Genomic DNA, 26,149 nt, shown 5'->3' on the forward strand with positions numbered 1-26,149 from the left:
CATGACTTTTCCCGTTGTTCGGGCAAGACCTGGAGTGAGCTATGTCGAAGCAAAAATCTGCAACATCATCCAACGGTATCAGCCGCCGTACGCTAATGAAATCCGGCACGGTAGCGGGCTTGACCCTGGCCGCTGGCGGTTTTTCGTTGCCTTTTAGCCGCCATGCAGTGGCAGAAACGGTCAACACCGCGGTGCAACCCGCACCGCAGGATAAAGTGGTGTGGGGAGCCTGCTCGGTTAACTGTGGCAGCCGCTGCGCCTTGCGGTTACACGTACGCGATGACGAAGTTTACTGGGTTGAAACCGACAACACGGGCGACGATGTTTATGGCAACCATCAGGTGCGCGCCTGTCTGCGCGGCCGCTCCATGCGTCGGCGCATGAACCATCCGGAACGCTTGAATTACCCGATGAAACGCGTCGGCAAACGTGGCGAAGGTAAATTCAAACGCATCAGTTGGGAAGAGGCTTACAGCGAAATTGCCGCCAGCCTGCAACGCATCGTCGCCAAATACGGCAATGAAGCCGTTTACATCAACTATACCTCTGGCATTGTCGGCGGCAATATTACCCGTTCTTCGCCTTATGCCTCGCTGGTTGCCCGCCTGATGAACTGCTACGGTGGTTTTCTCAGCCACTATGGCACCTACAGCACCGCCCAGATCGCCTGCGCCATGCCTTATACCTACGGCAGCAATGAAGGTAACAGCACCTCTGATATTGAAAACAGCAAGCTGGTGGTGCTGTTCGGCAACAATCCAGCGGAAACCCGCATGAGCGGCGGTGGCATCACCTACTTCCTGGAGCAGGCTCGGGAACGTTCTAACGCGCGCATGATCGTCATCGATCCGCGTTATACGGATACGGCCGCTGGGCGTGAAGATGAGTGGATCCCGATCCGGCCAGGCACTGATGCCGCTCTGGTCGCCGGATTGGCGCACGTATTGATCAGCGAAGATTTGGTCGACCAACCGTTCCTGGATAACTACTGCGTGGGTTACGATGAGAAAACCTTACCTGCCGGTGCACCAGCCAACAGCCACTACAAGGCTTATATCCTGGGGCAGGGCGAGGACGGCGTTGAGAAGACTCCACAGTGGGCATCGCAGATCACCGGCATTCCGGCCGAGCGTATCATCAAGCTGGCACGTGAAATTGGCAGTGCCAAACCGGCCTATATCTCCCAAGGTTGGGGGCCACAGCGCCAGGCAAATGGTGAGCTCACCTCGCGGGCCATTGCCATGCTGCCGATCCTGACCGGCAACGTGGGGATCAACGGCGGTAACAGTGGCGCGCGTGAATCAACCTACACCATCACCATTGAACGGATGCCGGTGCTGGAAAACCCGGTAAAAACGCAGATTTCCTGCTTCAGCTGGACCGATGCCATCGCCCGCGGCCCGGAAATGACCGCCAAACGTGATGGGGTACGCGGCAAAGACAAGTTGGATGTGCCGATCAAGTTCATCTGGAACTATGCCGGTAATACCATTACCAACCAGCACTCCGATATCAACAAAACCCACGACATTCTGCAGGATGACTCCCAGTGTGAAATGATCGTGGTGCTGGAAAACTTTATGACCTCCTCGGCGAAATACGCCGATATTCTGCTGCCGGACCTGATGACGGTCGAGCAGGAGGACATCATCCCAAACGACTACGCTGGCAATATGGGTTACCTGATCTTTATCCAGCCAGCCACCTCTGCCAAGTTTGAACGTAAACCCATCTATGAAGTGATGAGCGAGGTGGCGCGCCGCCTTGGGCCTGAGGTGCACCAAAAATTCACCGAAGGGCGTACTCAGGAGCAGTGGCTGCAATACCTTTACGCCAAGATGTTGGCAAAGGACCCGCAGTTGCCCTCGTATGAAGCCTTGCGCAGCATGGGGATATACAAGCGTAAAGACCCTAATGGGCACTTTGTGGCCTATAAAAAATTCCGGGACGATCCCGCAGCCAACCCGTTGAAAACGCCTTCAGGCAAGATTGAGATCTATTCGGCCAAGTTGGCAGAGATTGCCAACAGTTGGGAGTTGGAGAAGGACGAAACCATCAGCCCGCTGCCGGTCTACGCCTCAACCTTTGAAGGTTGGGATGATCCGTTGCGTAACACCTACCCGCTGCAAATGTTCGGTTTCCACTATAAGGCCCGGACCCACTCCAGCTACGGCAATATCGATGTGCTGCAGGCGGCTTGCCCGCAGGAAGTCTGGATCAATCCGCTGGATGCCAGCCAGCGCGGCATTGCCAGCGGTGAAACGGTGCGGGTATTCAATGGCCGTGGCGAAGTTCGCGTGGCCGCCAAGGTGACACCGCGCATCATGCCGGGCGTGGTAGCTATGGGGCAGGGAGCCTGGCATCAGGCCAACATGAACGGCGACCGTATCGATCACGGTGCCTGCATGAATACGCTCACCACCCACCGGCCATCGCCGCTGGCGAAAGGTAACCCGCAGCATACCAATCTGATCGAGATCGAAAAGGTATGAAATAATAATCATTATCAATAATGGCAGTGATATCAACTATTTATTGATTGTGAACAAGGTGGAACTACCTATTTAGGAGGATAGTTCCACCTAGAGCAGGTCAAAATAAAAAAACCTTACCTGCCATTTTAAAACCGATCTGCGTAGTTGATTGCAGATTTTCCTGTAGCCATACCCCTGGCTGATTGAAGCAACCCAGAGCGAAATATTATGAGCGAGTCCCCCAAAAAACCTCTAACCGGCTTTCAGTGTTCCAGGCGAAAGCTGGTCAAAAACAGTGCCATTGGCGGGCTTGCCCTTGCCGTTGGTGGCGTTTCCCTACCTTTCAGCCGTCGTGCCAGCGCTGAAACCTCCCCGACATCCGCCCTTGCCAAACCAGAAGAAAAAGTGGTGTGGAGCGCGTGTACGGTAAACTGCGGTAGCCGTTGCCCGCTGCGGATGCATGTGGTCGACGGTATGATCAAATATGTCGAAACGGATAATACAGGCAACGACGAGTACCAAGAGTTGCATCAGGTTCGTGCCTGCCTGCGTGGGCGTTCAATGCGCCGCCGCGTGTATAACCCGGACCGCCTGAAGTACCCCATGCTGCGCGTGGGCAAGCGGGGCGAAGGAAAATTCAAGCAGATAAGCTGGGATGAAGCCTACACGCTGATCGCTGACAACATGAAGCGCATCATCAAAGACTATGGCAATGAAGCCATCTATTTGAACTACGGCACCGGCACCTTGGGGGGCACTGTCACCCGCTCCTGGCCACCGGGTTCTACGTTGATCGCGCGCCTGATGAACTGCTGCGGCGGCTATCTGAACCACTATGGTGACTACAGCACCGCGCAGATCGCCATGGGGCTGAATTATACCTACGGCGGTTGGGCTGACGGTAACAGCCCGACGGACATCGAAAACAGCAAGCTGGTGGTGCTGTTCGGCAACAACCCTGGCGAAACCCGCATGAGCGGCGGCGGGGTCACCTACCTGCTGGAGCAGGCGCGTGAGCGTTCGAATGCGCGCATGATTGTGATCGATCCGCGCTACACCGATACCGCTGCCGGTAGGGAAGACGAGTGGATCCCCATTCGCCCTGGCACCGATGCGGCACTGGCTGCCGGGTTGGCGCATGTGTTAATCAGCGAGAACTTGGTCGATCAGCCGTTCCTGGATAAATACTGCGTGGGTTACGACGAAAAAACCTTACCTGCGGGGGCTCCAGCTAATGGGCACTATAAGGCTTATATCCTGGGCCAAGGTGACGACGGCATTGAGAAAACGCCTGCCTGGGCCTCAAAAATTACCGGTATCCCGGCCGACCGCATCGTCAAACTGGCGCGCGAAATAGGCAGTACCAAACCGGCGTTCATTTCCCAAGGTTGGGGGCCGCAACGCCATGCCAACGGTGAATTGACCTCACGTGCCATCGCCATGTTGCCGATCCTCACCGGTAACGTCGGGATCCATGGCGGTAACACGGGCGCGCGCGAAGGCTCCTACGGCCTGCCGTTTGTTCGGATGCCGACTTTGGATAATCCGGTTAAAACCAGCATCTCCATGTTCATGTGGACCGATGCCATTCTGCGTGGGCCGGAAATGACCGCCAAGCGTGACGGCGTGCAGGGCAAAGACAAGCTGGACGTGCCGATCAAGTTTATCTGGAACTATGCCAGTAACTGCCTGATTAATCAGCACTCAGAAATCAACCGTACCCATGACATTCTGCAAGACGAGAAGAAGTGCGAGATGATCGTGGTGATCGATAACCACATGACCTCGTCGGCGAAATATGCCGATCTGGTGCTGCCAGATTGCACCGCCTCTGAGCAGATGGATTTCTGTCTGGATGCCTCAAGCGGCAATATGGGCTACGTCATCTTCGCCGATCAGGCGATCAAGCCGCAGTTTGAATGTAAGAACATTTATGAAATGACCAGCGAGATCGCCCGGCGTATGGGGGTTGAGCAGGCCTTCACCGAGGGGCGGACTCAGGAAGAGTGGCTGCGTCACCTTTATCAGCAATCCCGCGAAGCCATTCCGGCGCTACCGGAGTTTGAACAGTTCCTCAAGCAAGGGATCTTCAAGCAGCGCGATCCCGATGGTCACCATGTGGCTTACAAAGCATTCCGGGCCGATCCGCAGGCTAATCCACTGAAAACACCTTCAGGCAAGATCGAGATCTATTCTGCCCAACTGGCGGAACTGGCAGCGACTTGGGAATTATCCAAGGACGACGTTATCGACCCGCTGCCGGTGTATGCGGCCGGTTTCGAAAGCCTCGACGATCCGTTAAGTGGCAAGTATCCATTGCAGATGACCGGTTTCCACTACAAGGCCAGAACCCACTCCACCTACGGCAACGTAGACGTGCTGAAGGCCGCTTGCCGCCAGGAGATGTGGATCAACCCGATCGATGCGCAATCCCGCGGCATAGCCAACGGGGACCTGATCCGTATTTTCAACGACCGTGGTGAGGTACGCATTAATGCCAAGGTGACGCCGCGCATGTTGCCAGGGGTGGTCGCTATGGGTGAAGGAGCCTGGTATGCGCCAGATGGTAGCCGTATCGATCATGCTGGCAGTATCAACGTCTTGACCACCCAGCGCCCGTCGCCGTTGGCCAAGGGCAATCCTTCTCACACCAATCTGGTCCAGGTCGCCAAACTTTAAGGAGTAGCTGATGACTACGCAATATGGATTCTACATTGATTCAAGTCGTTGCACCGGCTGCAAAACCTGCGAGCTGGCCTGCAAAGACTATAAAAACCTGACCCCGGACGTCAGTTTCCGCCGCATCTATGAGTATGCCGGGGGCGACTGGCAGCAGGACGGCGATAGCTGGCACCAGAACGTGTTTGCCTATTACCTGTCGATTGCCTGTAACCACTGCGAAGACCCGGCCTGCACCAAAGTGTGCCCAAGCGGCGCTATGCACAAACGGGAAGACGGCTTTGTGGTGGTGAACGAAGAGATATGTATCGGTTGCCGCTACTGCCATATGGCTTGCCCATACGGCGCACCGCAGTACAACGAAGCGAAAGGCCACATGACCAAGTGCGATGGCTGCTATGAGCGCGTCGCCGTTGGCCAAAAGCCGATTTGTGTCGAGTCCTGCCCGCTGCGTGCACTGGACTTTGGCCCGATCGACGAACTGCGTAAACAACATGGCACCCTGGCGCAAGTGGCACCGTTACCGGCCGCGCATTTCACCAAACCGTGCATCGTACTGAAACCTAACGCCAACAGCCGCCCGAGTGGTGACACTACCGGCCATCTGGCTAATCCGAAGGAGGTTTAAAATGGGAACGGGATGGCATGAATGGCCGCTGATGGTGTTCACCGTATTAGGGCAGTTTGTGGTGGGCGGCGTCATCGTAATGGGGCTGGCGTTGATCGCCGGTAATCTGACCGATCGCCAGAGCAAGGCGGTACACGGTTCTATGTTTTTCCTGTGGTTGCTGATGGGGATCGCCTTTATCGCCTCCGTGATGCACTTGGGGACGCCGATCAGGGCCTTTAACTCGCTCAATCGCATCGGTGAGTCGGCGTTGAGTAATGAGATCGCCAGCGGTTCGGTATTCTTTGCGGTTGGTGGCCTCTATTGGCTGCTGGCCGTGTTGAAAAAAATGCCGCCGGCGCTGGGTAAAGCCTGGCTGGTGCTCACCATGGTGCTAGGCCTGCTGTTTGTCTACGCCATGACGCGTGTCTACCAGATCGATACCGTACCGACCTGGCATAACGGTTACACCACGCTGAACTTCTTCCTGTCGGTGTTTATCGGTGGGCCGCTGTTGGGCGTGCTGCTGCTGCGGGCCGCCGGTCTGCAAGTGGCTGGCCGTGGCCAACTGATGATGATCAGCGTGCTGGCGCTGCTGCTTAGCCTGTGCTCGGCGCTGTTGCAGGGCAGTGAGTTGGCGACCATCAGCAGCTCGGTACAGCAGGCGTCGGCACTGATCCCGGAATATGGCCAACTGATGGTATGGCGGCTGGTATTGCTGGTTCTCGGCCTGGGTTGCTGGATTTGCCCGCAGTTGCGCCGTGGTAACGCCAGTGTGATGGGGTTGACCTTGGGCTTTGTGTTAGTCTTTGCCGGTGAGTTGATTGGCCGTGGCGTGTTCTACGGCCTGCATATGACCGTTGGCATGGCCGTGGCTGGCTAACATTAATCTGGGCGCGGCCTGGCTGCGCCCCTGGAGAAGCCCCAAGTTATGATGCTTGAAAAAATTGCCCTGACTGGCCGTGTGCTAGGTGTTTTATTGTATGCCCCACCGGAGAGCAAAGAGTGCCAGCCTTTACTGGATTCTCTGGCCGACCCGCAGTGGTTGACCGAATGGCCTTATGAAGGCGCGCAAGAGGCAGCAGCCCTGATTGCCGAAGGTTTGACTGGAAACCAGCCAGAGACGCTGTCAGAAGCTTATCAACGCCTGTTTGTTGGCCCACATACGCTGGTTGCTCCTCCTTGGGGATCGGTCTACCTGGATAGAGAGAGCGTGCTGTTTGGTGATTCGACGCTGCGCCTGCGCCAATGGCTGCGGGTGAACGGTATCGAAGCCCAGCGCAACCAGAATGAGCCGGAAGACCATATTGGCACTTTGCTGATGATGGCGGCCTGGTTGGCCGAAGAGAAGCAGCACAAAATGATTTCCGGGCTGATTGCGCTGCACATTCTTCCGTGGGCACCGCGTTATCTGGAGCTGCTGCAGCAACATGCCGGACATCCGTTCTATCAAGGTGTGGCTCAGTTGGCACAAATCACGCTGGCAGCCTGGGCGGAAGAGTGCCCGTCACCGGTGCCGAGCCTGGAGCTGTATTTCTAATGAACAACGACCAGCAGTTATCTGCGCAAGGCAATAGCCGCCGCCGGTTGCTGACTGGTTGGCTGGATCGTAGTAAAGCCTTGCCGGAACAGGATACGCCCTCTGTGACATTGCCTGCGGTGGCTCGTCCACCTCAGGCTTTGCCGGAAGCGTTGTTCAGCGCGTTGTGCAACGGCTGTGGCGGCTGCGTGAGCAGCTGCCCGTACGGTTTATTGAGCCTTGAGCAAAGCAAGCCGGTATTGAGCATAGATTTCACCGAGTGTGATGTCTGCTGCAAATGCACCACCGCCTGCCAAACCGGGGCGCTGCGTGACAAAATGCCCTGCGACACGCTGCTGCGCCCGCAAATCAGCCATAGCTGCCTGGGGCGGCAAGACAGCTGCCGGATGTGTACCATCAACTGCCCGCAACAGGCTTTATCCTTCCAGCTTTCTGAAAACGGTGCCCGCCAATTGCAGTGTGACGACACGCTGTGTAATGGTTGCGGACTGTGCAAGCTTTCCTGCTTTCATGGGCATATTTCCCTGGCCGCCTCGGGTGAAAAATCGTTGCCGGAACAGCTATAAAGCCACTTTTAACCCGTTGTTAAACATATTGTGCGATCGCCCGTTAACCGCCGATTGACTTTTTTATCGCCAGTGGCATGATGCGCGCACTCTACTCTGTCTGTTCGGTTTCAATTTCACTATGTCCGCATATTCTCGCCCAGTGCTTATGTTGCTCTGTGGCCTATTGCTGCTTACGGTTTCCATCGCCGTTTTGAACACTTTGGTTCCCCTCTGGTTAACGCATGCTCAATTGCCAACCTGGCAAGTGGGGGTGGTCAGTTCGTCTTATTTTACCGGTAACCTGTTGGGAACGCTGGTGGCGGGCAAACTGATCAAGCGGATTGGCTTTACCCGCAGCTATCATCTCGCCTGTCTGGTCTTTGCCTTCGCTACCGTGGGTATGGTGCTGTCGCTGGACTTTTGGAGTTGGATCGGCTGGCGCTTCTTTGCCGGGGTAGGCTGTGCCTGGATTTGGGTGATCGTTGAAAGCGCGCTGTTGCGCAGCGGTAATCTGAGTAACCGTGGCCAATTGTTGGCGGCGTATATGATAGTTTACTACCTCGGTACGGTTGCGGGGCAGTTGCTGTTAAGCAGTGTTTCAACCCAACTGCTGGATGTGGTGCCGTGGGTGACCGCCGTTGTGATGGCCGCTATGTTGCCGATGCTGTTTGCGCGGGTTAATAACCAAGATGACGAGCCGCAGCAGGCCTCTATCTGGCAGATGTTTAAGCGTCGTGACGCCCGGTTGGGCATCAACGGCTGTATTATCTCGGGGATTGTGCTGGGCTCGCTGTACGGCCTGATGCCGCTGTATTTAAACCATCAGGGGATGAGTGATGCCAACGTGGGTTACTGGATGGCGCTGCTGGTCAGTTCCGGCATCGTGGGTCAGTGGCCGATAGGGCGCCTGGCCGATCGCTATGGTCGCCTGTTGGTGCTGCGCATTCAGGTGTTCGTGGTGATCCTTGCCAGCATCGCAATGCTGGGTAACTATGCGATGGCTCCGGCGCTGTTTATTCTGGGCTGTGCTGGCTTTACCTTATACCCGGTGGCGATGTCCTGGGCCTGCGAAAAGGTGCTGCCGCATCAGTTGGTGGCGATGAACCAGACATTGTTGATGAGCTATACCGTTGGCAGCTTGCTCGGCCCATCGATGACGTCGATGCTGATGCAGAGCTACTCCGATCGGCTGCTGTTTGTGATGATTGCGGTAGTGGCGCTGGTCTATCTGGTGATGCTGCTGAAGAAACCGGACCATCACCACACCCCGTTAGCTGCGGCCTGAACATGAAAAACCGATCTTTCGATTGGCAGGCGATTAATTGATATTGCGTACCAAGATATTTTCCGATAAGTGCAGGCTAATTTTTATCCCTCTTTTAGCTGCACTATATCGGTACTCATTGAGCATTTCGCGAATATCGTCATCCAGATAGTCGATGCCTTCACAGTCTATAATCACTTCGCTATCCGGCTTAATTTGTCCCAATAAATGTTTTAATCGCATCTTGTTCAGAAAGGTCAGGTTTTGCTGACATTTGATTAAGTAGTGATTGTCGTAATGCGTCAACCGCAGGGCGTTGCGGTTGCTTTGATACAAACTCCCTACCAGTTGTACAACGAGTCCAAGGGCGATCCCTTCTAACATACCGAGAAATAAAATACCGAACAGGGTGGCGGTGAACGGGATAAATTGTTGTAGGCCTTGCCGCCATAGCAATAAGATAATTTTTGGATGTGCCAGCTTAAAGCCAGTATAAATCAAAATTGCCGCTAAACTCGCCAAGGGAATATTGTTAAGTAAATCTGTAAATATCACCGCACTGAGCAGTAATAATAGCCCATGGATGAGGATCGACAGACGACTGCGCGCGCCAGCCTGCACGTTGGCAGAGCTTCTTACGATCACAGAGGTGATAGGTAAGCCCCCTATCAGGCCACTTAGCATATTACCGGCCCCTTGTGCACGCAGCTCTTTATCGGCGCTCGGTTCTGGCGTCATGGGGGCAATTTTTTTCAACGCCTCCTGACTGAGCAGCGTTTCCAAACTGCCGACGATGGCAATAGTCATTGCTATCACATAGACCGCTGGATTACGCCAAGCTTGCCAGTTAGGAAAAGAGAGTTGAGATTGTAATGCTTCCACACTTGTCAGCGCAGGCAATTCAATGCGTGCCAGGTTTGCCAGCCCGGGTGACAAAAGCTCTGCGAGCCAGACAAATAAACATCCCCATAAAACGGCAATCAGAGGGCCCGGTAATGCGGAAAGCCGCAGGCGCTGCTTAACAGAAGAGCTCCCCCAGAATTTGATAAGCAGTAGCGCCCCGATGCTGACTATTATGGCTGCCGGGGTAATGTCTGCCTGTAGTTGCTGCAAAGTGATTTCTTCGCTCAGCCCATGACCTACAGGGTATCCCATAGCCAGTGGCAATTGCTGTAAAATAAGCAGGATGCCAATACCTGCCAACATACCGTGGATCACCGCACTGGGGATCAGTGTCGCCAATTTGCCACTGCGTAGCATTCCAAAGACAAATTGAAATATTCCTGACAGTAGCAACGCGAACAAGAAGGTTGGAAAATCGCCCAAAGAAACGATTGCGCTGGTAACAATAGTGACCAACCCGGCCGCAGGACCGCTAACGGAAAAAGGGGAAGGGCTGAGTAGTGTGACAAGGAGCCCGCCGATGATCCCAGTCAGTAACCCCACGAAGGGGGGAACTCCACTGGCTTGAGCGATCCCCAGACACAGTGGCAGAGCGACCAGGAATACGACTAATCCAGCCGGAAGATCAAAGCGAAAATTAGCGTATCTCATGGCACTTCTCCGTCGTCGGGGTATTGCGCCAGTACATTAAGGAATCCCGTGTGCATATCGTAAATACAGCCAAATAGCGTCAATGCTTTATTCTGTTGCCAGGCTCTCTGGATTATGGCGGTTTTACTGAGCTTATTCAGTTGTACCCGTACGTTGGCATACACGGCCTTTTTCAAATGCTCAGTTTCTTCATTTTCGGGAGGTTTTAGAGTGACTAGATGGGGTGCCAGAGAGCAGCGCAGAGATGCAAGACGGCGTGTTAATGAGTCTTTTACTGGAACATTTTGGGTACTTAAAGCTGACTGGATCCCACCGCAACCGTAATGCCCGCAAATTACTATGCTGCTTACACCAAGATGTTCCACGGCGTATTGCACCACACTCATCAAATTATCATCTTGTTCTTCGACCATATTGGCAATATTACGATGGACAAATAGCTCGCCGGGTTGTGCACGCACGATAGTTTCAGCAGGGACTCGACTGTCAGAGCAGCCGATCCATAGAATTTCAGGGTGCTGAGATTTTGCAAGCTGTGAGAAGTAACTCGGGTCCCGCCATTGCTGTTCTGTTGCCCAGTTACGGTTTCTTACTAATAGATGATTCAAGGAGTTCATAACATGTCCCTTTGTTGGTATTAATCGGCCATGACCAGACGTTGTAGAATTCATCGCTGACGCGTAAACCACCCTTGTTTCTACCAGCATTGCTGATCTTTGGCTTGAGCGACGCAGTTATACTAAGCAGGTAATATGTAAATTTATTTTATGAATAAGTAAAGATGGGTGGGGGGAATGTAATTTAATCTATGCGGGAGTCAAACCGTGGCGGGTAAGTGAGTAAGGTAATTATCTGTATTTGTTATAATAATCGATATTTAAGTTTGGTTAATATTTAATAGACCGTCATCTCCCCTGCAATCACCGTTTTTGTTAAGTGTTATTTATTAATGTATTTTGCAAAAAAGCAGTTCAACCGCAATGTTGGCGAAGTCTCTTGAACAGGGGACCTGATCAAGAGACTGCTCACAGGAAGAAGGTTAGGACATCTGCGGGAGCTTAATAGATCACTTTATGGCCGTAGCTTTCCAGGATCCCTTTCACGCGATCCATGGTGTCGGCCTTCGGCGGATGAACGCCGTCCAGTTTGTACTCTTCACCCATCGCTATCCATTTGTGCTTGCCTAGCTCGTGGTAAGGCAACAGCTCGATCTTCTCGATATTGGTCATATCCTTGGTGAACTCACCGAGCAGATGCGTCGATTTATCATCATCAGACCAGCCCGGCACCACCACGTAGCGGATCCAGGTGCGTTGATTACGCTTGGCCAGATAACGGGCAAACTCCAGCGTGCGGTGGTTGGAAACGCCTACCAGGTTCTGGTGAATATCGTCATTCATCTGTTTCAGATCGAGCATCACCAGATCGGTGGTATCCAGCAGCTCATCGATCACTGGGTCGTAACGGCGGACAAAACCGTTGGTGTCCAGACAGGTGCTGATCCCTTCCTTGTGACAGGCGCGGAACCAGTCGCGGACAAACTCGGCCTGCAGGATCGCTTCGCCGCCGGATGCCGTTACGCCACCGCCGGAAGCGTTCATAAAGTGACGGTAGGCTACGGTATCGGTCATCAGCTCTTCAACCGTGACCTCTTTGCCGCCGTGGGTGTCCCAGGTATCGCGGTTATGGCAGTACAGGCAGCGCATCAGGCAACCCTGGAAGAACACGATAAAGCGGATACCTGGGCCATCAACGGTGCCACAGGATTCGAAAGAGTGGATGCGGCCTTTCAAGGACATTGCGGGTTTCTCCAAAATCGACTGTCAAACGCAGTCTAAAATAGGCTGGTAACCGCCAGGCAGGGATCAACGATGTGGCGAAAAAAGGCGCCAGGTAAAACGATTCCTGTTGGCCGGTTACGTACCGGATCACTGTTTTGCCAGATATCCATGCAGTATATACCTATCACAGGCTAAGCAGCAGCGTAGATACCTGGCAAAACAGACTCAAGACCAGAGTCAGGGAGTACTTAGTAAAAAGGCCGGAATATCCGGCCTTGGTAAGATTTGTTCAGCGGGGCAGAACGATCCGCCCCGGAGAAACCGCGATTAGATCGACTGGGTGAAAGTACGAGTAATCACGTCTTGTTGCTGTTCTTTGGTCAACGCGTTGAAACGCACTGCGTAACCCGATACGCGGATGGTCAGCTGAGGATATTTCTCAGGGTTTTCCATCGCGTCCAGCAGCATTTCACGGTTCATCACGTTCACGTTCAGGTGCTGACCGCCTTCGATGGACGCTTCGTGGTGGAAGTAACCATCCATCAGACCCGCCAGGTTGGCTTTACGCACGTCGTCATCTTTACCCAACGCGTTAGGCACGATGGAGAAGGTGTAAGAGATACCATCTTTCGCATAGGCAAACGGCAGTTTGGCTACGGAGGTCAGGGAGGCTACAGCACCTTTCTGATCGCGGCCGTGCATTGGGTTGGCACCTGGACCAAATGGAGCGCCAGCACGGCGGCCATCTGGGGTGTTACCGGTTTTCTTACCATAAACCACGTTAGAGGTGATGGTCAGCACGGACTGAGTTGGTACCGCATTACGGTAGGTACGCAGTTTCTGAATTTTCTTCATGAAACGTTCTACCAGGTCACAAGCGATGTCATCTACGCGAGAATCGTTGTTACCGAACTGCGGATATTCACCTTCGATTTTGAAGTCGACAGCCAGGCCGTCTTCGTCACGGATGGTGGATACTTTGGCGTACTTGATGGCAGACAGGGAGTCGGCAGCTACGGACAGACCCGCGATACCACAAGCCATGGTGCGATAAACATCACGGTCATGCAGAGCCATCAGCGCAGCTTCATAGCTGTACTTGTCGTGCATGTAGTGAATGATGTTCAACGAGGTCACATACTGCTTGGCCAGCCAGTCCATGAAGTGGTCCATACGTTCCATGACTTTGTCATAGTCCAGCACGGTGTCCATCATTGGGGCTTCTTTCGGGCCAACCTGCATTTTCAGTTTTTCATCAACGCCGCCGTTGATTGCGTACAACATGGTTTTCGCCAAGTTGGCACGCGCACCGAAGAACTGCATTTGCTTACCGACAATCATCGGGCTGACGCAACAGGCGATGGCATAGTCATCGTTGTTGAAGTCTGGGCGCATCAGGTCGTCGTTTTCATACTGTACGGAGGAGGTGTCGATAGACACTTTCGCGGCGTATTTTTTGAAGTTCAACGGCAGTTTTTCAGACCACAGGATGGTCATGTTTGGTTCTGGAGATGGCCCCATGGTGTACAGCGTGTTCAGGAAGCGGAAGCTGTTTTTAGTTACCAGCGTACGACCATCAACACCCATACCAGCCAGGGATTCTGTTGCCCAGATTGGGTCACCAGAGAACAGCTCATCATACTCAGGAGTACGCAGGAAGCGAACCATACGCAGTTTCATGACCAGGTGGTCGATCAGTTCTTGCGCCTGCAGTTCGGTCAGTTTACCGGCCTTGATATCGCGCTCAATGAACACGTCCAGGAAGGTAGATACGCGGCCGAAGGACATGGCTGCACCGTTCTGGGATTTCACCGCGGCCAGGTAGCCGAAGTAGGTCCACTGTACGGCTTCTTGAGCGGTGCTGGCTGGGCCAGAAATGTCGTAGCCGTATTTGGCGGCCATTTCTTTAATCTGAGCCAGGGCACGGTGCTGTTCAGCAATTTCTTCGCGCAGCTGGATGGTCATTTCCAGATCTTCGCCATTTTCCAGACGGGTCTGCAGAGACTTGAACTGGTTCAGCTTGTCGGCCATCAGGAAGTCGATACCGTACAAAGCAACGCGACGGTAGTCACCGATGATACGGCCACGGCCATATGCATCTGGCAGACCGGTCAACACGCCAGACTTACGGCAGTTCAGGATGTCTTTGGTGTAAACGTCGAATACGCCCTGGTTGTGGGTTTTGCGGTATTCGGTGAACACTTTCTTCACTTGTGGATCCAGTTCACGGCCATAAACCTTGCATGAACCTTCAACCATCTTGATGCCGCCGAATGGGATCAGCGCGCGTTTCAGAGGAGCATCGGTCTGCAAACCAACGATGGTTTCCAGATCTTTGTTGATATAGCCCGCATCATGAGAAGTCACGGTGGAGACGACGTTGGTATCGAAATCAACTGGCGCATGGGTGCGGTTTTCCAGTTTGATCCCTTCCATAACCTTGTCCCACAGAGTGGTAGTGGCTTGACTTGCGCCAGCCAGGAAGGATTCATCGCCCTCGTAAGGAGTGTAGTTTTTCTGGATGAAGTCACGTACGTTGACTTCTTTCTGCCAGTCACCTTCGCTGAAACCTTGCCAAGCGGTCGCTAACTTCTCGTTAAGTTCGGTCATTATACACCTACCTTCTAATGTGGATTTCTTTGTAAACCCGGCGCCGTGCCGGCCAACAGATTAGTGATTCTGTTTGCCGCCACGCAGATAAATTACCCAGTAAGTCAACCCAACCAGTAGACCACCGCCAATGATGTTACCGATGGTGACGGGGATCAGGTTGTCGATGATAAAGTTGCTTACGGTCAGATGAGCGAATTGCTCGGGTGCTGCCCCCACGGCTTGCCAAAACTCTGGCGTGGCAAAATGCTTAACCACTATACCCATAGGGATCATAAACATGTTGGCGATACTGTGCTCAAAGCCGCTGGCAACGAACATGGCTACCGGCAGGATCATGGCGAACATCTTGTCCATCAGGCTGCGGCCGGAGTAGCTCATCCAGACTGCCAGGCAAACCATCAGGTTAGCCAGGATGCCCAGACAGACGGCTTCGATAAAGGTGTGGTGCAGTTTATGGTCGGCGGTTTGCAATACGTTCAAACCCCACAGGCCATTGGCTGCCATATACTCGCCAGAGAACCAGATCAGAGCAACGAAGAACAGGGCACCAATCAGGTTGCCAACATAGACGTTTAACCAGTTAAGGGCCAGTTGCCCCCAGGTAATACGCCCGCTGGCTTTGGCAATCACGGTCAGTACGGTGGAGGTAAACAGGTCCGCCCCGCAGACGACGACCAGCATTAACCCCATGGAGAAGCAGATACCACCCACCAGCTTGGCGAGGCCGAAAGGAATGGCGGCGGTGCCGGTGGTCGCTGTGATATAAAAAACAAAGGCGATAGAAATGAACACACCTGCGGTGATCGCTAAATAAAAAGTCGTCAGCGGATGCTTGGTGGCTTTATACACCCCCGCATCCTCGGCAACTTTCGCCATCGCGGCAGGTAACAGCATATCGAAGGGGTTGTCAGCTCTCACACTAACTCTCGCTCTTAAGGGTTATTACAACACACTGAGATACTAGCAAAGCAGTATAGGGTAAAAATTGACTTGGATCATAACGCGCGGAAGTAAAACGGCTTAAAACCGCAAAATTAGTAGGGTTTATTGAGTTATATTGTTGATTTTTATGTAAAAAATATTTTTTAATGTTTACAAATAATTTTGAAGTTAACGGCGTTTTGGGCTGGGAAGGGTTAAGTTTTTGTACTTATTGTCGCTTTTTGATGAATAAGCATTAATTGATGGTTAATTAATATTTCACACCGGCGTAACAATTGGCGATTTAATTATCCTGTTGGCTGATAAGTGCGCTTTTGATAAAAACATTCAACGCCAGGGTTTGCTTTTTTTTGATCGGCAACCGAATCAAGGCTGCTTCTTTGGGAGTAACGCCGGTAAGGTTCTACCGGCGTATCAATCCAATTGATGACCAACTACATTGGCTCACAACATAAAGGCGCAGCATGCGGCGCCCCTACTGCCAAACTCAGCAATCAGGCTTATGCCTGCGCCCAGTGACGGCGTTTAGCGGTTTGCAGTTTTTCGTAAGCCGCCAACAGCGCTTGGTGGGCCGGCAGGGCTTTCAAATCACTGTCGATGGCAAACAGGCCGTTGAAGCGCTCTTCACCGCTCATGGCTGCAGAGGCCGCATCAACCGCATCCTGACCATACATCTTCACGAAGGCCGTGTGATATTGAGCAGGATCGCGTTCTGGCTCCAACGCCAACAGCAACAGCGTCTGTAGGCAACGGTAGTAGTTGCTGCGCTCCGGGGTAAACAGCGAGGCGTTGAACTCCTGCGTCCACTCGGCCCAGATCAGTGCCTGCTCGAGATCGCCACCGGCCAGTGCCAGCATGGATTTCAGTTCGCCGACGCGCAGGGTGTACCAGGCGTTGTCTTTACCTGACGCAATGCCCAGCAATTCACGTACGCGGGTGAAATCGTCCAGTCCTTCATCATCCAACTGCTGGATCAGAGCCAGGTACTCTTCTGGTTCCCATTCGCTGCCCGGCAGTTGCAGCAGGGTTTCACGCAGGTGTGCGCCCATGCTGTTGTTTGCCAGCAGCAGATCCTCTGCCGGATAGATGTCGGACATCCCCGGAACGATGATGCGGCAGGCGTACACGTCCAGGTGCTCGTAATCGGCGATATACACTTCGGCATCTTCTTTATTAAAGATGCTCATCAGGGTGGCGAACTCTTCCTGCGTGCTGCCGCTGAAACTCCAGTCGACAAACGGATAGTCGGCATCCTGTTTGAACAGATCCCAGGAGATCAAACCGCTGGAATCGATGAAGTGAGTTTCCAGGTTGGCGTGCTCGGCCACTTCTTCGTCGTCGAAGGTCGGGGCGGTAAACACATCCAGATCTTTCAAGCCGCGGCCTTGCAGCAGCTCGGTAACGGTACGCTCCAGTGCGACTCCGAAATCAGGGTGAGCACCAAAGGAGGCAAAGCAGGTGCCGTTGGCGGGGTTGAACAACACCACGCAGATCACCGGGTAGTTGCCGCCTAACGAGGCATCATAAGAGAGGATCGGGAAGCCTTCGGCCTCCAGCTTGGCGATCGCCTCAACCACGTCAGGATAGCGGTTCAGCACTTCGCTCGGGATTTCCGGCAGGCTGATGGACTCGGCGATGATGCGGTTTTTCACATAACGCTCGAACACCTCGGAGAGGCCCTGAACCCGCGCTTCGTTGGCGGTATTGCCAGCGGACATGCCGTTGGACACATACAGGTTGCCGATGATGTTCATCGGAATATAAACGGTCTGCTGATCCGACTGGCGGGTGAATGGCAGGGCGCAGATGCCACGATCGCTATTGCCAGACTGCAGATCGATCAGATCGCTGGCTGTCAGTTCCTGCTCCGGATCATAGAAGGCGTGCGTGCGCTCATCCAGGATGCCTTTTGGCAGTGAGTTATCAGCCGGGATCGGGAACCATTTCTCATTGGGATAGTGAACGAAATCGCCTTCGGCAATCTGTTGGCCCAAATAGAAATCGGCGAAGAAATAGTTGGTCGACAGGCGCTCGAAATACTCGCCCAGCGCGGAAGCCAGCGCGGCCTTCTTGCTGGCGCCCTTACCGTTGGTGAAGCACAGCGGGCAATCGCGATCGCGGATATGCACTGACCAGACGTGTGGCACCGGATTCAGCCAGGAGGCTTCTTCGATATTGAAACCCAGATCGGTTAATTTCTGCTGAAAACGGGCAATGGAGTCTTCCAGCGCAGCGTCTTTGCCAGGAATAAAAGTTTGCGTCATTGTCTTCACTTATATGGCGTACTAAAAACGCGCAATGATACGGGGTTTTGTTCTCAAGCTCCACGTATTCCGAAAGCCGATCAGATGTCACAGTAATTATGTGGATAAAGACGATAATTCAGCGGGTTATCAATAACGGAGAAACGTAATGAAATCAGTGAAACTTAGCGTATTGGCACTACTGTTGTCCGGGGTTTGTGGTTCGGCACTGGCGTTACCTAATATCACCTTGCTGGCCACCGGCGGTACTATCGCTGGCGGCGGCGACTCGGCCACCAAGTCTAACTACACTGCGGGTAAACTGGGTGTAGAGGCGTTGGTGGATGCGGTGCCGGAGTTGAAAAAAGTTGCCAACGTGCAGGGCGAGCAGGTGGTCAACATCGGTTCGCAGGATATGAATGACGAAGTCTGGCTCAAGCTGGTCAAGAAAATTAATGCGGACTGTGCCAAAACCGATGGTTTCGTGATCACCCACGGTACCGACACACTGGAGGAGACCGCCTATTTCCTTGATCTCACCGTCAAGTGCGATAAGCCGGTAGTGATCGTGGGGGCGATGCGCCCGGCAACGGCCATGAGTGCCGATGGCCCATTTAACTTGTATAACGCAGTTGTCACAGCCGCAGACCCTCAATCGGCCAAGCGTGGCGTGCTGGTGGTGATGAATGATACGGTGCTCGATGGCCGCGACGTGACCAAAACCAATACCACCGGCGTACAGACTTTCCAGTCACCTAATTTTGGCCCGTTGGGATACATCCACAACGGCAAAATTGACTACCAACGTTCGCCACAGCGCAAGCACACCAGCGAAACGCCATTTAACGTCGACCAGATGAGTACGCTGCCGACGGTTGGTATTATCTATAACTATGCCAATGCCTCCGATGCACCAGCCAAAGCGTTGATCGCCGAAGGTTATCAAGGGATCGTCAGCGCCGGGGTGGGTAACGGCAACCTGTATAAAACCGTGTTTGATACGCTGGCCACGGCGGCCCATAACGGCGTGGCGGTAGTGCGTTCCTCCCGCGTGCCTACTGGCTCCACCACCGAAGATGCGGAAGTGGATGATACTAAACTCGGTTTTGTGGCAGCCGGAACGCTGAATCCGCAAAAAGCGAGAATTTTGCTACAGCTGGCATTAACCCAAACCAAAGACGCCAAACTGATCCAGGCGATGTTTAATCAGTATTGATTCCTGACTCAAGTGGGGGCGTAATGCCCCCATTTCCCCCGCCCAGACTATGCTGTAGGAAATCACTTTTCACAGGAATGATTTCATGCAGGCATTTGATATCCAAAGAATGGCATTTGACGAGACCACGCCAGAGTTCCTGGCCGAGGTGGCGCTACGCTGCCTGTTCACTTTTTTGCTGGTATTTATCTTTTTAAAAATGACCGGGCGGCGTGGCGTACGCCAAATGTCGCTGTTTGAAGTGCTGATCATCCTGACTCTGGGGTCCGCCGCTGGTGACGTCGCGTTTTATCACGATGTTCCTTTGCTACCGGTGCTGATGGTGTTTGTTTCCATCATGGTGATGTATCGCTTTTCCACCTGGCTGATGGATCGCTTTCAAAAACTCCAGACCTGGATGGAGGGTGAGCCGTTGATTCTGGTCAGTGAGGGGCTGTTCGATTGGGACATCCTGTGCCGGGAAAATATCACTCATGATGAGTTCTTTATGGAACTCCGTCAGGCCGGTGTTGAGCACCTTGGGCAGGTGAGATTGGGCATTCTTGAGGTGAACGGTACCATATCGGTGTATTTTTACCCGGATGAGCAGGTACGGCCCGGGTTACCGGTATTACCGGCAAAATGCGTCAAAAGCGTGGTTGAGATTGATGTGGAGGGGGATTACGCCTGCGGCATGTGTAGCCTGATCTCCACCTTGACGCCATCACCGGAACACGACTGCCCACGCTGTGGCAACCGTAAATGGATCGCAGCCCTGTCCCATAGCCGGGTCAGCTGAATACAGCACAAAAAACCGCGTTAACCCGCTGAATACGCCAGTGTCACAGCGTTTTATGGCACAAATAAACCCTGAGGCCGCAGAGCCTGTTATTTGCGGCCTCGCCAGTTTCCCACCCTTGGAACAATAAGCATTGCAGCCGGGTTACGTGAGTGATAAAACCGATAGAGTTGGTTAACATCAGCGTTAACTTCGGGCATATGTCGAAAGCCGGTTTTTACGGCGCACAGTGAATGTGGTGAGGGGAAATGACTCAGGTTTATAATTTTAGCTCAGGCCCGGCGATGCTGCCGGTTGAAGTGTTGCGTCGTGCGGAACAAGAGCTGTGCAACTGGCACGGTCTTGGCACTTCGGTGATGGAAATCAGCCATCGCAGTAAAGAATTCATCGCCGTCGCCGAACAGTCCGAACAGGATCTGCGCGATCTGCTGAAAGTCCCCGCCAACTATAAAGTGCTGTTCTGCCACGGCGGTGCCCGTGCGCAATTCGCCGCGTTGCCACTGAACCTGTTGGGAGATAACACCACTGCCGACTATATCGATGGCGGTTACTGGGCGCACAGTGCGATCACCGAAGCGGAAAAATACTGCCAGCCAAACGTGATCGACGTTAAAACCACCGTTGATGGCTTAAGCGGCATCAAGCCAATGAAAGAGTGGCAGCTGAGCGATAACGCGGCTTACGTCCACTATTGCCCGAACGAAACCATCGACGGCGTGGCGATTGATGAAACGCCAGACTTTGGCGATAAAGTGGTGATTGGCGATTACTCTTCGACCATCCTTTCCCGTCCGTTGGACGTCAGCCGTTTCGGCGTTATCTATGCGGGCGCGCAGAAAAACATTGGTCCCGCTGGTCTGACGCTGGTGATCGTGCGTGATGACCTGCTGGGTAAAGCACGCCGTGAAGTCCCGTCGATCCTGGATTACACCGTGTTGGCAGAAAATGACTCGATGTTCAACACTCCGCCAACCTTCGCCTGGTATCTGTCTGGCCTGGTGTTCAAATGGCTGAAAGAGCAGGGCGGCCTGGTGGAAATGCAAAAGCGTAACCAGGCCAAGGCTGAGTTGCTGTATAGCACTATCGATCAGTCGGACTTCTACCGTAGCCGCGTGGCCATTGCCAACCGCTCCTGGATGAACGTTCCATTCCAGCTTGCCGATCCTGCGCTGGATAAAGTGTTCCTGAGCGAAGCAGAAGCCATTGGCCTGCAGGCACTGAAGGGCCACCGCGTAGTAGGCGGCATGCGTGCTTCCATCTATAATGCGATGCCGCTGGCGGGCGTGAAGACCCTGACCGACTTTATGGTCGATTTTGAACGTCGCCATGGTTGATTGCCACCGCCCGCATTGAACGGGCGGTCGTACCGCTGTTGTCCTTTTGCATTAAAGCGGCTCCGGCATTATCCCGGGGCCGTTTCGTTTATCAGATTCTGGAGAGTTTTGTTCACATGGTGGATTCCCTGACGTTACAACCGGTTGCTTTGGTCGATGGCACCGTCAACTTACCCGGCTCCAAGAGCGTATCCAATCGGGCTTTGCTACTGGCTGCGCTGGCGCGGGGAACGACCCGGCTGACCAACCTGCTGGATAGCGACGACGTGCGTCATATGCTGAATGCCTTGCAAGCGCTGGGGGTGAGTTACCAACTCTCCGACGATCGCACCACCTGTTCCGTAGAGGGTAACGCTGGCCCGTTGGTCGCCACGCAGCCGTTGGAGCTGTTCCTCGGTAATGCCGGTACGGCAATGCGTCCATTAGCGGCGGCACTGTGCCTGGGTGAGGGCGACGTGGTGTTGACCGGCGAACCGCGCATGAAAGAGCGCCCGATCGGCCATCTGGTAGATGCCTTACGCCAGGGCGGAGCGCAAATCGATTACCTTGAACAAACCGATTATCCACCTGTGCGTCTGCGTGGCGGTTTCCGCGGCGGCGACGTCAGCGTTGACGGCAGCGTATCTAGTCAGTTCCTGACTGCCTTGCTGATGATGGCACCGTTGGCGGCCCAAGACACCGCTATCCATATTTTGGGTGAGCTGGTTTCCAAACCTTATATCGATATTACCCTGCACCTGATGAGTACTTTCGGCGTTGAAGTCACGCACGACAACTATCGCGTGTTCCATATCCGTGGGCAGCAGACTTACCGTTCGCCAGGCGACTATCTGGTGGAGGGGGATGCCTCTTCGGCATCCTATTTCCTGGCTGCTGCGGCGATTAAGGGCGGCACCGTGCGTGTCACCGGTATCGGTAAGAAAAGCGTGCAGGGCGATACCAAATTTGCCGATGTGCTGGAAAAAATGGGCGCGCGCATCACCTGGGGCGATGACTTTATCGAGTGTAGCCGCGGTGAGTTGAAAGGCATCGATATGGATATGAACCACATTCCAGATGCGGCGATGACCATTGCCACCACCGCGCTGTTCGCGACCGGGCCGACCACCATCCGCAATATCTACAACTGGCGGGTAAAAGAAACCGACCGTTTGGCGGCGATGGCAACAGAACTGCGCAAAGTGGGTGCAGAGGTCGATGAAGGTGAGGATTACATTCACGTCGTGCCGCCAAGCAAGCTGCAGTTTGCCGAGATTGGTACCTACAACGATCACCGCATGGCGATGTGTTTCTCGCTGGTGGCGCTGTCCGATACGCCGGTGACCATTCTTGATCCGAAGTGTACCGCCAAGACCTTCCCAGACTATTTTGAGCAGTTGGCGCGTATCAGCCAGTTGGCCTAATCTTCTCTATATTCGTTATCAATGGGCCTCGTTTGAGGCCTTTTTTGCGCATTGGTGCCCATCTTTTCGGCAATCAGACAGTTCGCGGTAACAGTAAACTCCACAGGCGCGTATAATACGCCCCCGAATCTGCTCCTAATTGGGCAGACAGCAGGGCGTGTTCCTGTGAGGTTCCTACCTGAAGGAGAGAGAAATGACGGCTACAGTTCCGGTGATAACCGTTGATGGACCAAGTGGTGCAGGCAAAGGCACGCTGTGCAAAGCGCTGGCAGAATCCCTTGGTTGGCGTTTGCTGGACTCCGGCGCGATTTATCGCGTCTTGGCCCTGGCAGCGTTGCACCATCAGGTGGATATCACCTCTGAAGAGGCGTTAGTCCCCTTGGCCGCCCATCTCGACGTCCGCTTTGTTGCTCAGGACGGCAAGCTGCAGGTTATTTTGGAAGGTGAGGACGTCAGTAACGAGATCCGCACCGAAACCGTTGGCAATACGGCTTCGCAAACGGCCGCATTCCCACGAGTTCGTGAGGCGCTGCTGCGCCGCCAACGCGCATTCCGCGAGGCTCCGGGCCTGATCGCCGATGGCCGTGACATGGGCACGGTGGTGTTCCCGGATGCGCCGGTTAAAATTTTCCTTGACGCCAGTTCCGAAGAGCGTGCGCATCGTCGCATGCTACAGTTGCAGGAAAAGGGCTTTAATGTTAACTTTGAACGTCTTTTAGCCGAGATAAAGGAACGGGATGACCGTGACCGTAATCGGGCTATTGCGCCACTGGTACCGGCTCTCGATGCCCTCGTGTTGGATTCTACCAGCATGTCGATCGAGGAAGTGATCCAGCGGGCGTTGGCATATGCACATGAAGTTTTGGCGTTGCCGCAGCAATAAGCGCGGCGGCGTTTTTAGCTTTTTGTTATATTTGTCATCGTACTGCATAGCAGTAACTGAATATATCGGGTAAAATTTTACCCCTGTAACCTAAACCTTGTCGGCAGGAAGCCAATGGCAAGGTATGTGAAACAACCCCATTCGGCGGGACGCTAAATGGACGTTAAACTATAGAACCCTGAAGATTAAACATGACTGAATCTTTCGCTCAACTCTTTGAAGAATCCCTGAAAACAATCGAAACCCGTCCGGGTTCCATCGTTCGTGGTGTTGTTGTTGCTATCGATAAAGATGTCGTACTGGTTGACGCCGGTCTGAAATCTGAATCTGCCATTCCGGCTGAGCAATTCAAAAACGCCCAGGGCGAGCTGGAAATCCAGGTTGGTGACGAAGTTGACGTTGCGCTGGACGCTGTTGAAGATGGCTTCGGTGAAACTCTGCTGTCCCGTGAGAAAGCTAAGCGTCACGAAGCTTGGATCACGCTGGAAAAAGCTTACGAAGAAGCTGAAACTGTCGTCGGTGTTATCAACGGCAAAGTTAAGGGTGGCTTCACTGTAGAGCTGAACGGTATTCGTGCGTTCCTGCCAGGTTCCCTGGTTGACGTGCGTCCAGTTCGCGACACTCTGCACCTGGAAGGCAAAGAGCTTGAGTTCAAAGTCATCAAGCTGGATCAGAAGCGCAACAACGTTGTTGTTTCTCGTCGTGCAGTAATCGAATCCGAAAACAGCGCAGAGCGCGATCAACTGCTGGAAAACCTGCAGGAAGGCATGGAAGTTAAAGGTATCGTTAAGAACCTCACTGACTACGGTGCATTCGTGGATCTGGGCGGCGTTGACGGCCTGCTGCACATCACTGACATGGCTTGGAAACGCGTTAAGCACCCAAGCGAAATTGTCAACGTGGGCGACGAAATCACTGTCAAGGTGCTGAAGTTCGACCGCGAGCGTACTCGTGTATCTCTGGGCCTGAAGCAACTGGGCGAAGATCCATGGGTTGCTATCGCTAAACGCTACCCAGAAGGCACCAAGCTGACTGGTCGTGTTACCAACCTGACTGATTACGGCTGCTTCGTGGAAATCGAAGAAGGCGTTGAAGGTCTGGTACACGTTTCTGAAATGGATTGGACCAACAAAAACATCCATCCGTCCAAAGTTGTTAACGTGGGCGATGTAGTGGAAGTGATGGTTCTGGACATCGATGAAGAGCGTCGTCGTATCTCCCTGGGCCTGAAGCAGTGCAAAAACAACCCATGGCAGCAGTTCGCAGAAACCCACAACAAGGGCGACCGCGTTGAAGGTAAAATCAAGTCTATCACTGACTTCGGTATCTTCATCGGCCTGGACGGCGGCATCGACGGCCTGGTTCACCTGTCTGACATCTCCTGGAACGTTGCAGGCGAAGAAGCAGTTCGTGAATACAAGAAAGGCGACGAAATCGCAGCTGTGGTTCTGCAAGTTGACGCAGAGCGCGAGCGTATCTCCCTGGGCGTGAAGCAACTGGCTGAAGATCCGTTCAATAACTACCTGTCTATGAACAAGAAAGGTACTATTGTTACTGGTAAAGTCACTGCAGTTGACGCCAAAGGTGCTACAGTTGAATTAGCAGGCGGCGTAGAAGGTTACCTGCGTGCTTCTGAAGCCTCTCGCGACCGTATTGAAGACGCAACTCTGGTTCTGAACGTTGGTGACGAAGTTGAAGCTAAATTCACTGGCGTTGACCGTAAGAACCGCGTTGTAAGCCTGTCCGTCCGTGCGAAGGACGAAGCTGACGAGAAAGATGCAATCGCTACGGTTAACAACACCAAGCCGGAAGAAAGCAACTTCTCTAACGCTATGGCTGAAGCCTTCAAAGCGGCTAAAGGCGAGTAATGACGGGGGGCGGTTTCTGACCGCCCCGATACGGTAGTTTAGCTGCAAAGCTTGGAGGAACTATGACCAAGTCTGAACTTATTGAAAGACTTGCTGGCCAGCAATCTCATATTCCGGCGAAGGCCGTTGAGGATGCAGTGAAAGAGATGCTCGAACACATGGCAGCTACGCTAGCCGAGGGTGAGCGCATCGAGATCCGCGGATTCGGCAGTTTTTCTCTTCACTACCGTGCTCCGCGCGTCGGCCGTAACCCTAAAACGGGTGATAAAGTTGAGTTGGACGGCAAGTACGTTCCTCACTTCAAGCCAGGTAAAGAGTTACGTGACCGTGCCAATATCTATGGCTAGTCGCTGACCACCCATAGTGTTGTTGCTTGTAAAGAATATAAAACGGTGCCTTAGGGTGCCGTTTTTTTTCGCCTA

Annotated in this window: 20 protein-coding genes; 14 read left to right on the forward strand and 6 right to left on the reverse strand. The window is 53.5% G+C overall.

Translation table 11 applies throughout. From position 1 onward, the window contains the following. Window positions 1-41 precede the first annotated feature (41 nt). The 7 genes from ynfE to D9980_RS03800 all read left to right on the forward strand — a co-directional run bounded on the left by ynfE (window position 42) and on the right by D9980_RS03800 (window position 9,133). Entirely contained in the window at window positions 42-2,492 is a 2,451-nt protein-coding gene (gene ynfE / locus D9980_RS03770; protein WP_121606461.1) for a selenate/tellurate reductase subunit YnfE, read from the forward strand. A gap of 210 nt (window positions 2,493-2,702) precedes the next feature. After that, window positions 2,703-5,153, forward strand: coding sequence for a dimethylsulfoxide reductase subunit A (gene dmsA, locus D9980_RS03775; protein ID WP_121606462.1), 2,451 nt, complete (start codon window positions 2,703-2,705; stop codon window positions 5,151-5,153). 10 nt (window positions 5,154-5,163) lie between these two features. Then, window positions 5,164-5,781 (forward strand): DMSO/selenate family reductase complex B subunit, encoded by a 618-nt coding sequence (locus D9980_RS03780; protein WP_021804936.1) that lies wholly within the window; start codon window positions 5,164-5,166, stop codon window positions 5,779-5,781. A gap of 1 nt (window position 5,782) precedes the next feature. Next, window positions 5,783-6,643, forward strand: coding sequence for a DmsC/YnfH family molybdoenzyme membrane anchor subunit (locus D9980_RS03785; RefSeq protein WP_046808140.1), 861 nt, complete (start codon window positions 5,783-5,785; stop codon window positions 6,641-6,643). 48 nt (window positions 6,644-6,691) lie between these two features. Further along, the gene (gene dmsD, locus D9980_RS03790) at window positions 6,692-7,300 is read left to right on the forward strand and encodes a Tat proofreading chaperone DmsD (protein WP_037412102.1); all 609 of its coding nucleotides are present in this window, start codon (window positions 6,692-6,694) and stop codon (window positions 7,298-7,300) included. Next, the gene (napF, locus tag D9980_RS03795; RefSeq protein ID WP_121606463.1) at window positions 7,300-7,866 is read left to right on the forward strand and encodes a ferredoxin-type protein NapF; all 567 of its coding nucleotides are present in this window, start codon (window positions 7,300-7,302) and stop codon (window positions 7,864-7,866) included. The genes dmsD and napF overlap by 1 nt, the downstream gene beginning before the upstream one ends. Before the next feature lie 121 nt (window positions 7,867-7,987). Continuing rightward, window positions 7,988-9,133, forward strand: a complete 1,146-nt coding sequence (locus D9980_RS03800; protein WP_065685328.1) for an MFS transporter — start codon at window positions 7,988-7,990, stop codon at window positions 9,131-9,133. Window positions 9,134-9,166: 33 nt separating this feature from the next. Here the strand turns inward: D9980_RS03800 and D9980_RS03805 are convergent, their stop codons facing one another. The 6 genes from D9980_RS03805 to ycaO all read right to left on the reverse strand — a co-directional run bounded on the left by D9980_RS03805 (window position 9,167) and on the right by ycaO (window position 18,266). Next, on the reverse strand, window positions 9,167-10,666 hold the full coding sequence (locus tag D9980_RS03805) for a SulP family inorganic anion transporter (protein WP_121606464.1): 1,500 nt from the start codon (window positions 10,664-10,666) through the stop codon (window positions 9,167-9,169). Beyond that, entirely contained in the window at window positions 10,663-11,283 is a 621-nt protein-coding gene (locus tag D9980_RS03810) for a carbonic anhydrase (protein WP_121606465.1), read from the reverse strand. Before D9980_RS03810 ends, D9980_RS03805 begins: the two co-directional genes overlap by 4 nt. A gap of 441 nt (window positions 11,284-11,724) precedes the next feature. Beyond that, the gene (gene pflA / locus D9980_RS03815) at window positions 11,725-12,465 is read right to left on the reverse strand and encodes a pyruvate formate lyase 1-activating protein (RefSeq protein ID WP_024484611.1); all 741 of its coding nucleotides are present in this window, start codon (window positions 12,463-12,465) and stop codon (window positions 11,725-11,727) included. A 309-nt stretch (window positions 12,466-12,774) separates the two neighbouring features. Then, window positions 12,775-15,057, reverse strand: coding sequence for a formate C-acetyltransferase (gene pflB / locus D9980_RS03820; protein WP_065685327.1), 2,283 nt, complete (start codon window positions 15,055-15,057; stop codon window positions 12,775-12,777). Between the two features lie 60 nt (window positions 15,058-15,117). Beyond that, window positions 15,118-15,978 carry a formate transporter FocA gene (gene focA, locus D9980_RS03825; protein WP_121606466.1) on the reverse strand — a complete coding sequence of 287 codons (861 nt, stop codon included), beginning with the start codon at window positions 15,976-15,978 and terminating at the stop codon, window positions 15,118-15,120. 524 nt (window positions 15,979-16,502) lie between these two features. Beyond that, window positions 16,503-18,266, reverse strand: a complete 1,764-nt coding sequence (ycaO, locus tag D9980_RS03830) for a 30S ribosomal protein S12 methylthiotransferase accessory factor YcaO (RefSeq protein WP_121606467.1) — start codon at window positions 18,264-18,266, stop codon at window positions 16,503-16,505. Between the two features lie 148 nt (window positions 18,267-18,414). Between ycaO and ansB the strand changes: the two genes are divergently transcribed. The 7 genes from ansB (at window position 18,415) to ihfB (ending at window position 26,074) form a co-directional block, all read left to right on the forward strand. After that, the gene (gene ansB / locus D9980_RS03835) at window positions 18,415-19,461 is read left to right on the forward strand and encodes an L-asparaginase 2 (RefSeq protein ID WP_121606468.1); all 1,047 of its coding nucleotides are present in this window, start codon (window positions 18,415-18,417) and stop codon (window positions 19,459-19,461) included. A gap of 85 nt (window positions 19,462-19,546) precedes the next feature. After that, window positions 19,547-20,239: a DUF421 domain-containing protein gene (locus tag D9980_RS03840; RefSeq protein ID WP_024484606.1), complete on the forward strand. Its 693-nt coding sequence runs from the start codon at window positions 19,547-19,549 to the stop codon at window positions 20,237-20,239. A gap of 248 nt (window positions 20,240-20,487) precedes the next feature. After that, on the forward strand, window positions 20,488-21,573 hold the full coding sequence (gene serC, locus D9980_RS03845) for a 3-phosphoserine/phosphohydroxythreonine transaminase (protein WP_024484605.1): 1,086 nt from the start codon (window positions 20,488-20,490) through the stop codon (window positions 21,571-21,573). A 116-nt stretch (window positions 21,574-21,689) separates the two neighbouring features. Then, complete coding sequence (gene aroA / locus D9980_RS03850) at window positions 21,690-22,976, forward strand: 3-phosphoshikimate 1-carboxyvinyltransferase (RefSeq protein WP_024484604.1); 1,287 nt, start codon at window positions 21,690-21,692, stop codon at window positions 22,974-22,976. Between the two features lie 193 nt (window positions 22,977-23,169). After that, a complete protein-coding gene (gene cmk / locus D9980_RS03855) occupies window positions 23,170-23,859 on the forward strand; it encodes a (d)CMP kinase (protein ID WP_021804920.1) in 690 nt (229 codons plus the stop codon). Between the two features lie 191 nt (window positions 23,860-24,050). Beyond that, entirely contained in the window at window positions 24,051-25,727 is a 1,677-nt protein-coding gene (gene rpsA, locus D9980_RS03860; RefSeq protein WP_021804919.1) for a 30S ribosomal protein S1, read from the forward strand. Window positions 25,728-25,789: 62 nt separating this feature from the next. Then, complete coding sequence (gene ihfB / locus D9980_RS03865) at window positions 25,790-26,074, forward strand: integration host factor subunit beta (RefSeq protein ID WP_004928264.1); 285 nt, start codon at window positions 25,790-25,792, stop codon at window positions 26,072-26,074. Window positions 26,075-26,149: the final 75 nt, after the last annotated feature.

Source organism: Serratia sp. 3ACOL1 (genome assembly GCF_003668775.1).
Classification (GTDB): Bacteria; Pseudomonadota; Gammaproteobacteria; order Enterobacterales; family Enterobacteriaceae; genus Chania; species Chania fonticola.

Coding starts and splice junctions, on each gene's coding strand:
- ynfE (WP_121606461.1), top strand. CDS start 42: ATGTCGAAGCAAAAATCTGCAACATCATCCAACGGTATCAGCCGCCGT.
- dmsA (WP_121606462.1), top strand. CDS start 2,703: ATGAGCGAGTCCCCCAAAAAACCTCTAACCGGCTTTCAGTGTTCCAGG.
- D9980_RS03780 (WP_021804936.1), top strand. CDS start 5,164: ATGACTACGCAATATGGATTCTACATTGATTCAAGTCGTTGCACCGGC.
- D9980_RS03785 (WP_046808140.1), top strand. CDS start 5,783: ATGGGAACGGGATGGCATGAATGGCCGCTGATGGTGTTCACCGTATTA.
- dmsD (WP_037412102.1), top strand. CDS start 6,692: ATGATGCTTGAAAAAATTGCCCTGACTGGCCGTGTGCTAGGTGTTTTA.
- napF (WP_121606463.1), top strand. CDS start 7,300: ATGAACAACGACCAGCAGTTATCTGCGCAAGGCAATAGCCGCCGCCGG.
- D9980_RS03800 (WP_065685328.1), top strand. CDS start 7,988: ATGTCCGCATATTCTCGCCCAGTGCTTATGTTGCTCTGTGGCCTATTG.
- D9980_RS03805 (WP_121606464.1), bottom strand. CDS start 10,666: ATGAGATACGCTAATTTTCGCTTTGATCTTCCGGCTGGATTAGTCGTA.
- D9980_RS03810 (WP_121606465.1), bottom strand. CDS start 11,283: ATGAACTCCTTGAATCATCTATTAGTAAGAAACCGTAACTGGGCAACA.
- pflA (WP_024484611.1), bottom strand. CDS start 12,465: ATGTCCTTGAAAGGCCGCATCCACTCTTTCGAATCCTGTGGCACCGTT.
- pflB (WP_065685327.1), bottom strand. CDS start 15,057: ATGACCGAACTTAACGAGAAGTTAGCGACCGCTTGGCAAGGTTTCAGC.
- ycaO (WP_121606467.1), bottom strand. CDS start 18,266: ATGACGCAAACTTTTATTCCTGGCAAAGACGCTGCGCTGGAAGACTCC.
- ansB (WP_121606468.1), top strand. CDS start 18,415: ATGAAATCAGTGAAACTTAGCGTATTGGCACTACTGTTGTCCGGGGTT.
- D9980_RS03840 (WP_024484606.1), top strand. CDS start 19,547: ATGCAGGCATTTGATATCCAAAGAATGGCATTTGACGAGACCACGCCA.
- serC (WP_024484605.1), top strand. CDS start 20,488: ATGACTCAGGTTTATAATTTTAGCTCAGGCCCGGCGATGCTGCCGGTT.
- aroA (WP_024484604.1), top strand. CDS start 21,690: ATGGTGGATTCCCTGACGTTACAACCGGTTGCTTTGGTCGATGGCACC.
- cmk (WP_021804920.1), top strand. CDS start 23,170: ATGACGGCTACAGTTCCGGTGATAACCGTTGATGGACCAAGTGGTGCA.
- rpsA (WP_021804919.1), top strand. CDS start 24,051: ATGACTGAATCTTTCGCTCAACTCTTTGAAGAATCCCTGAAAACAATC.
- ihfB (WP_004928264.1), top strand. CDS start 25,790: ATGACCAAGTCTGAACTTATTGAAAGACTTGCTGGCCAGCAATCTCAT.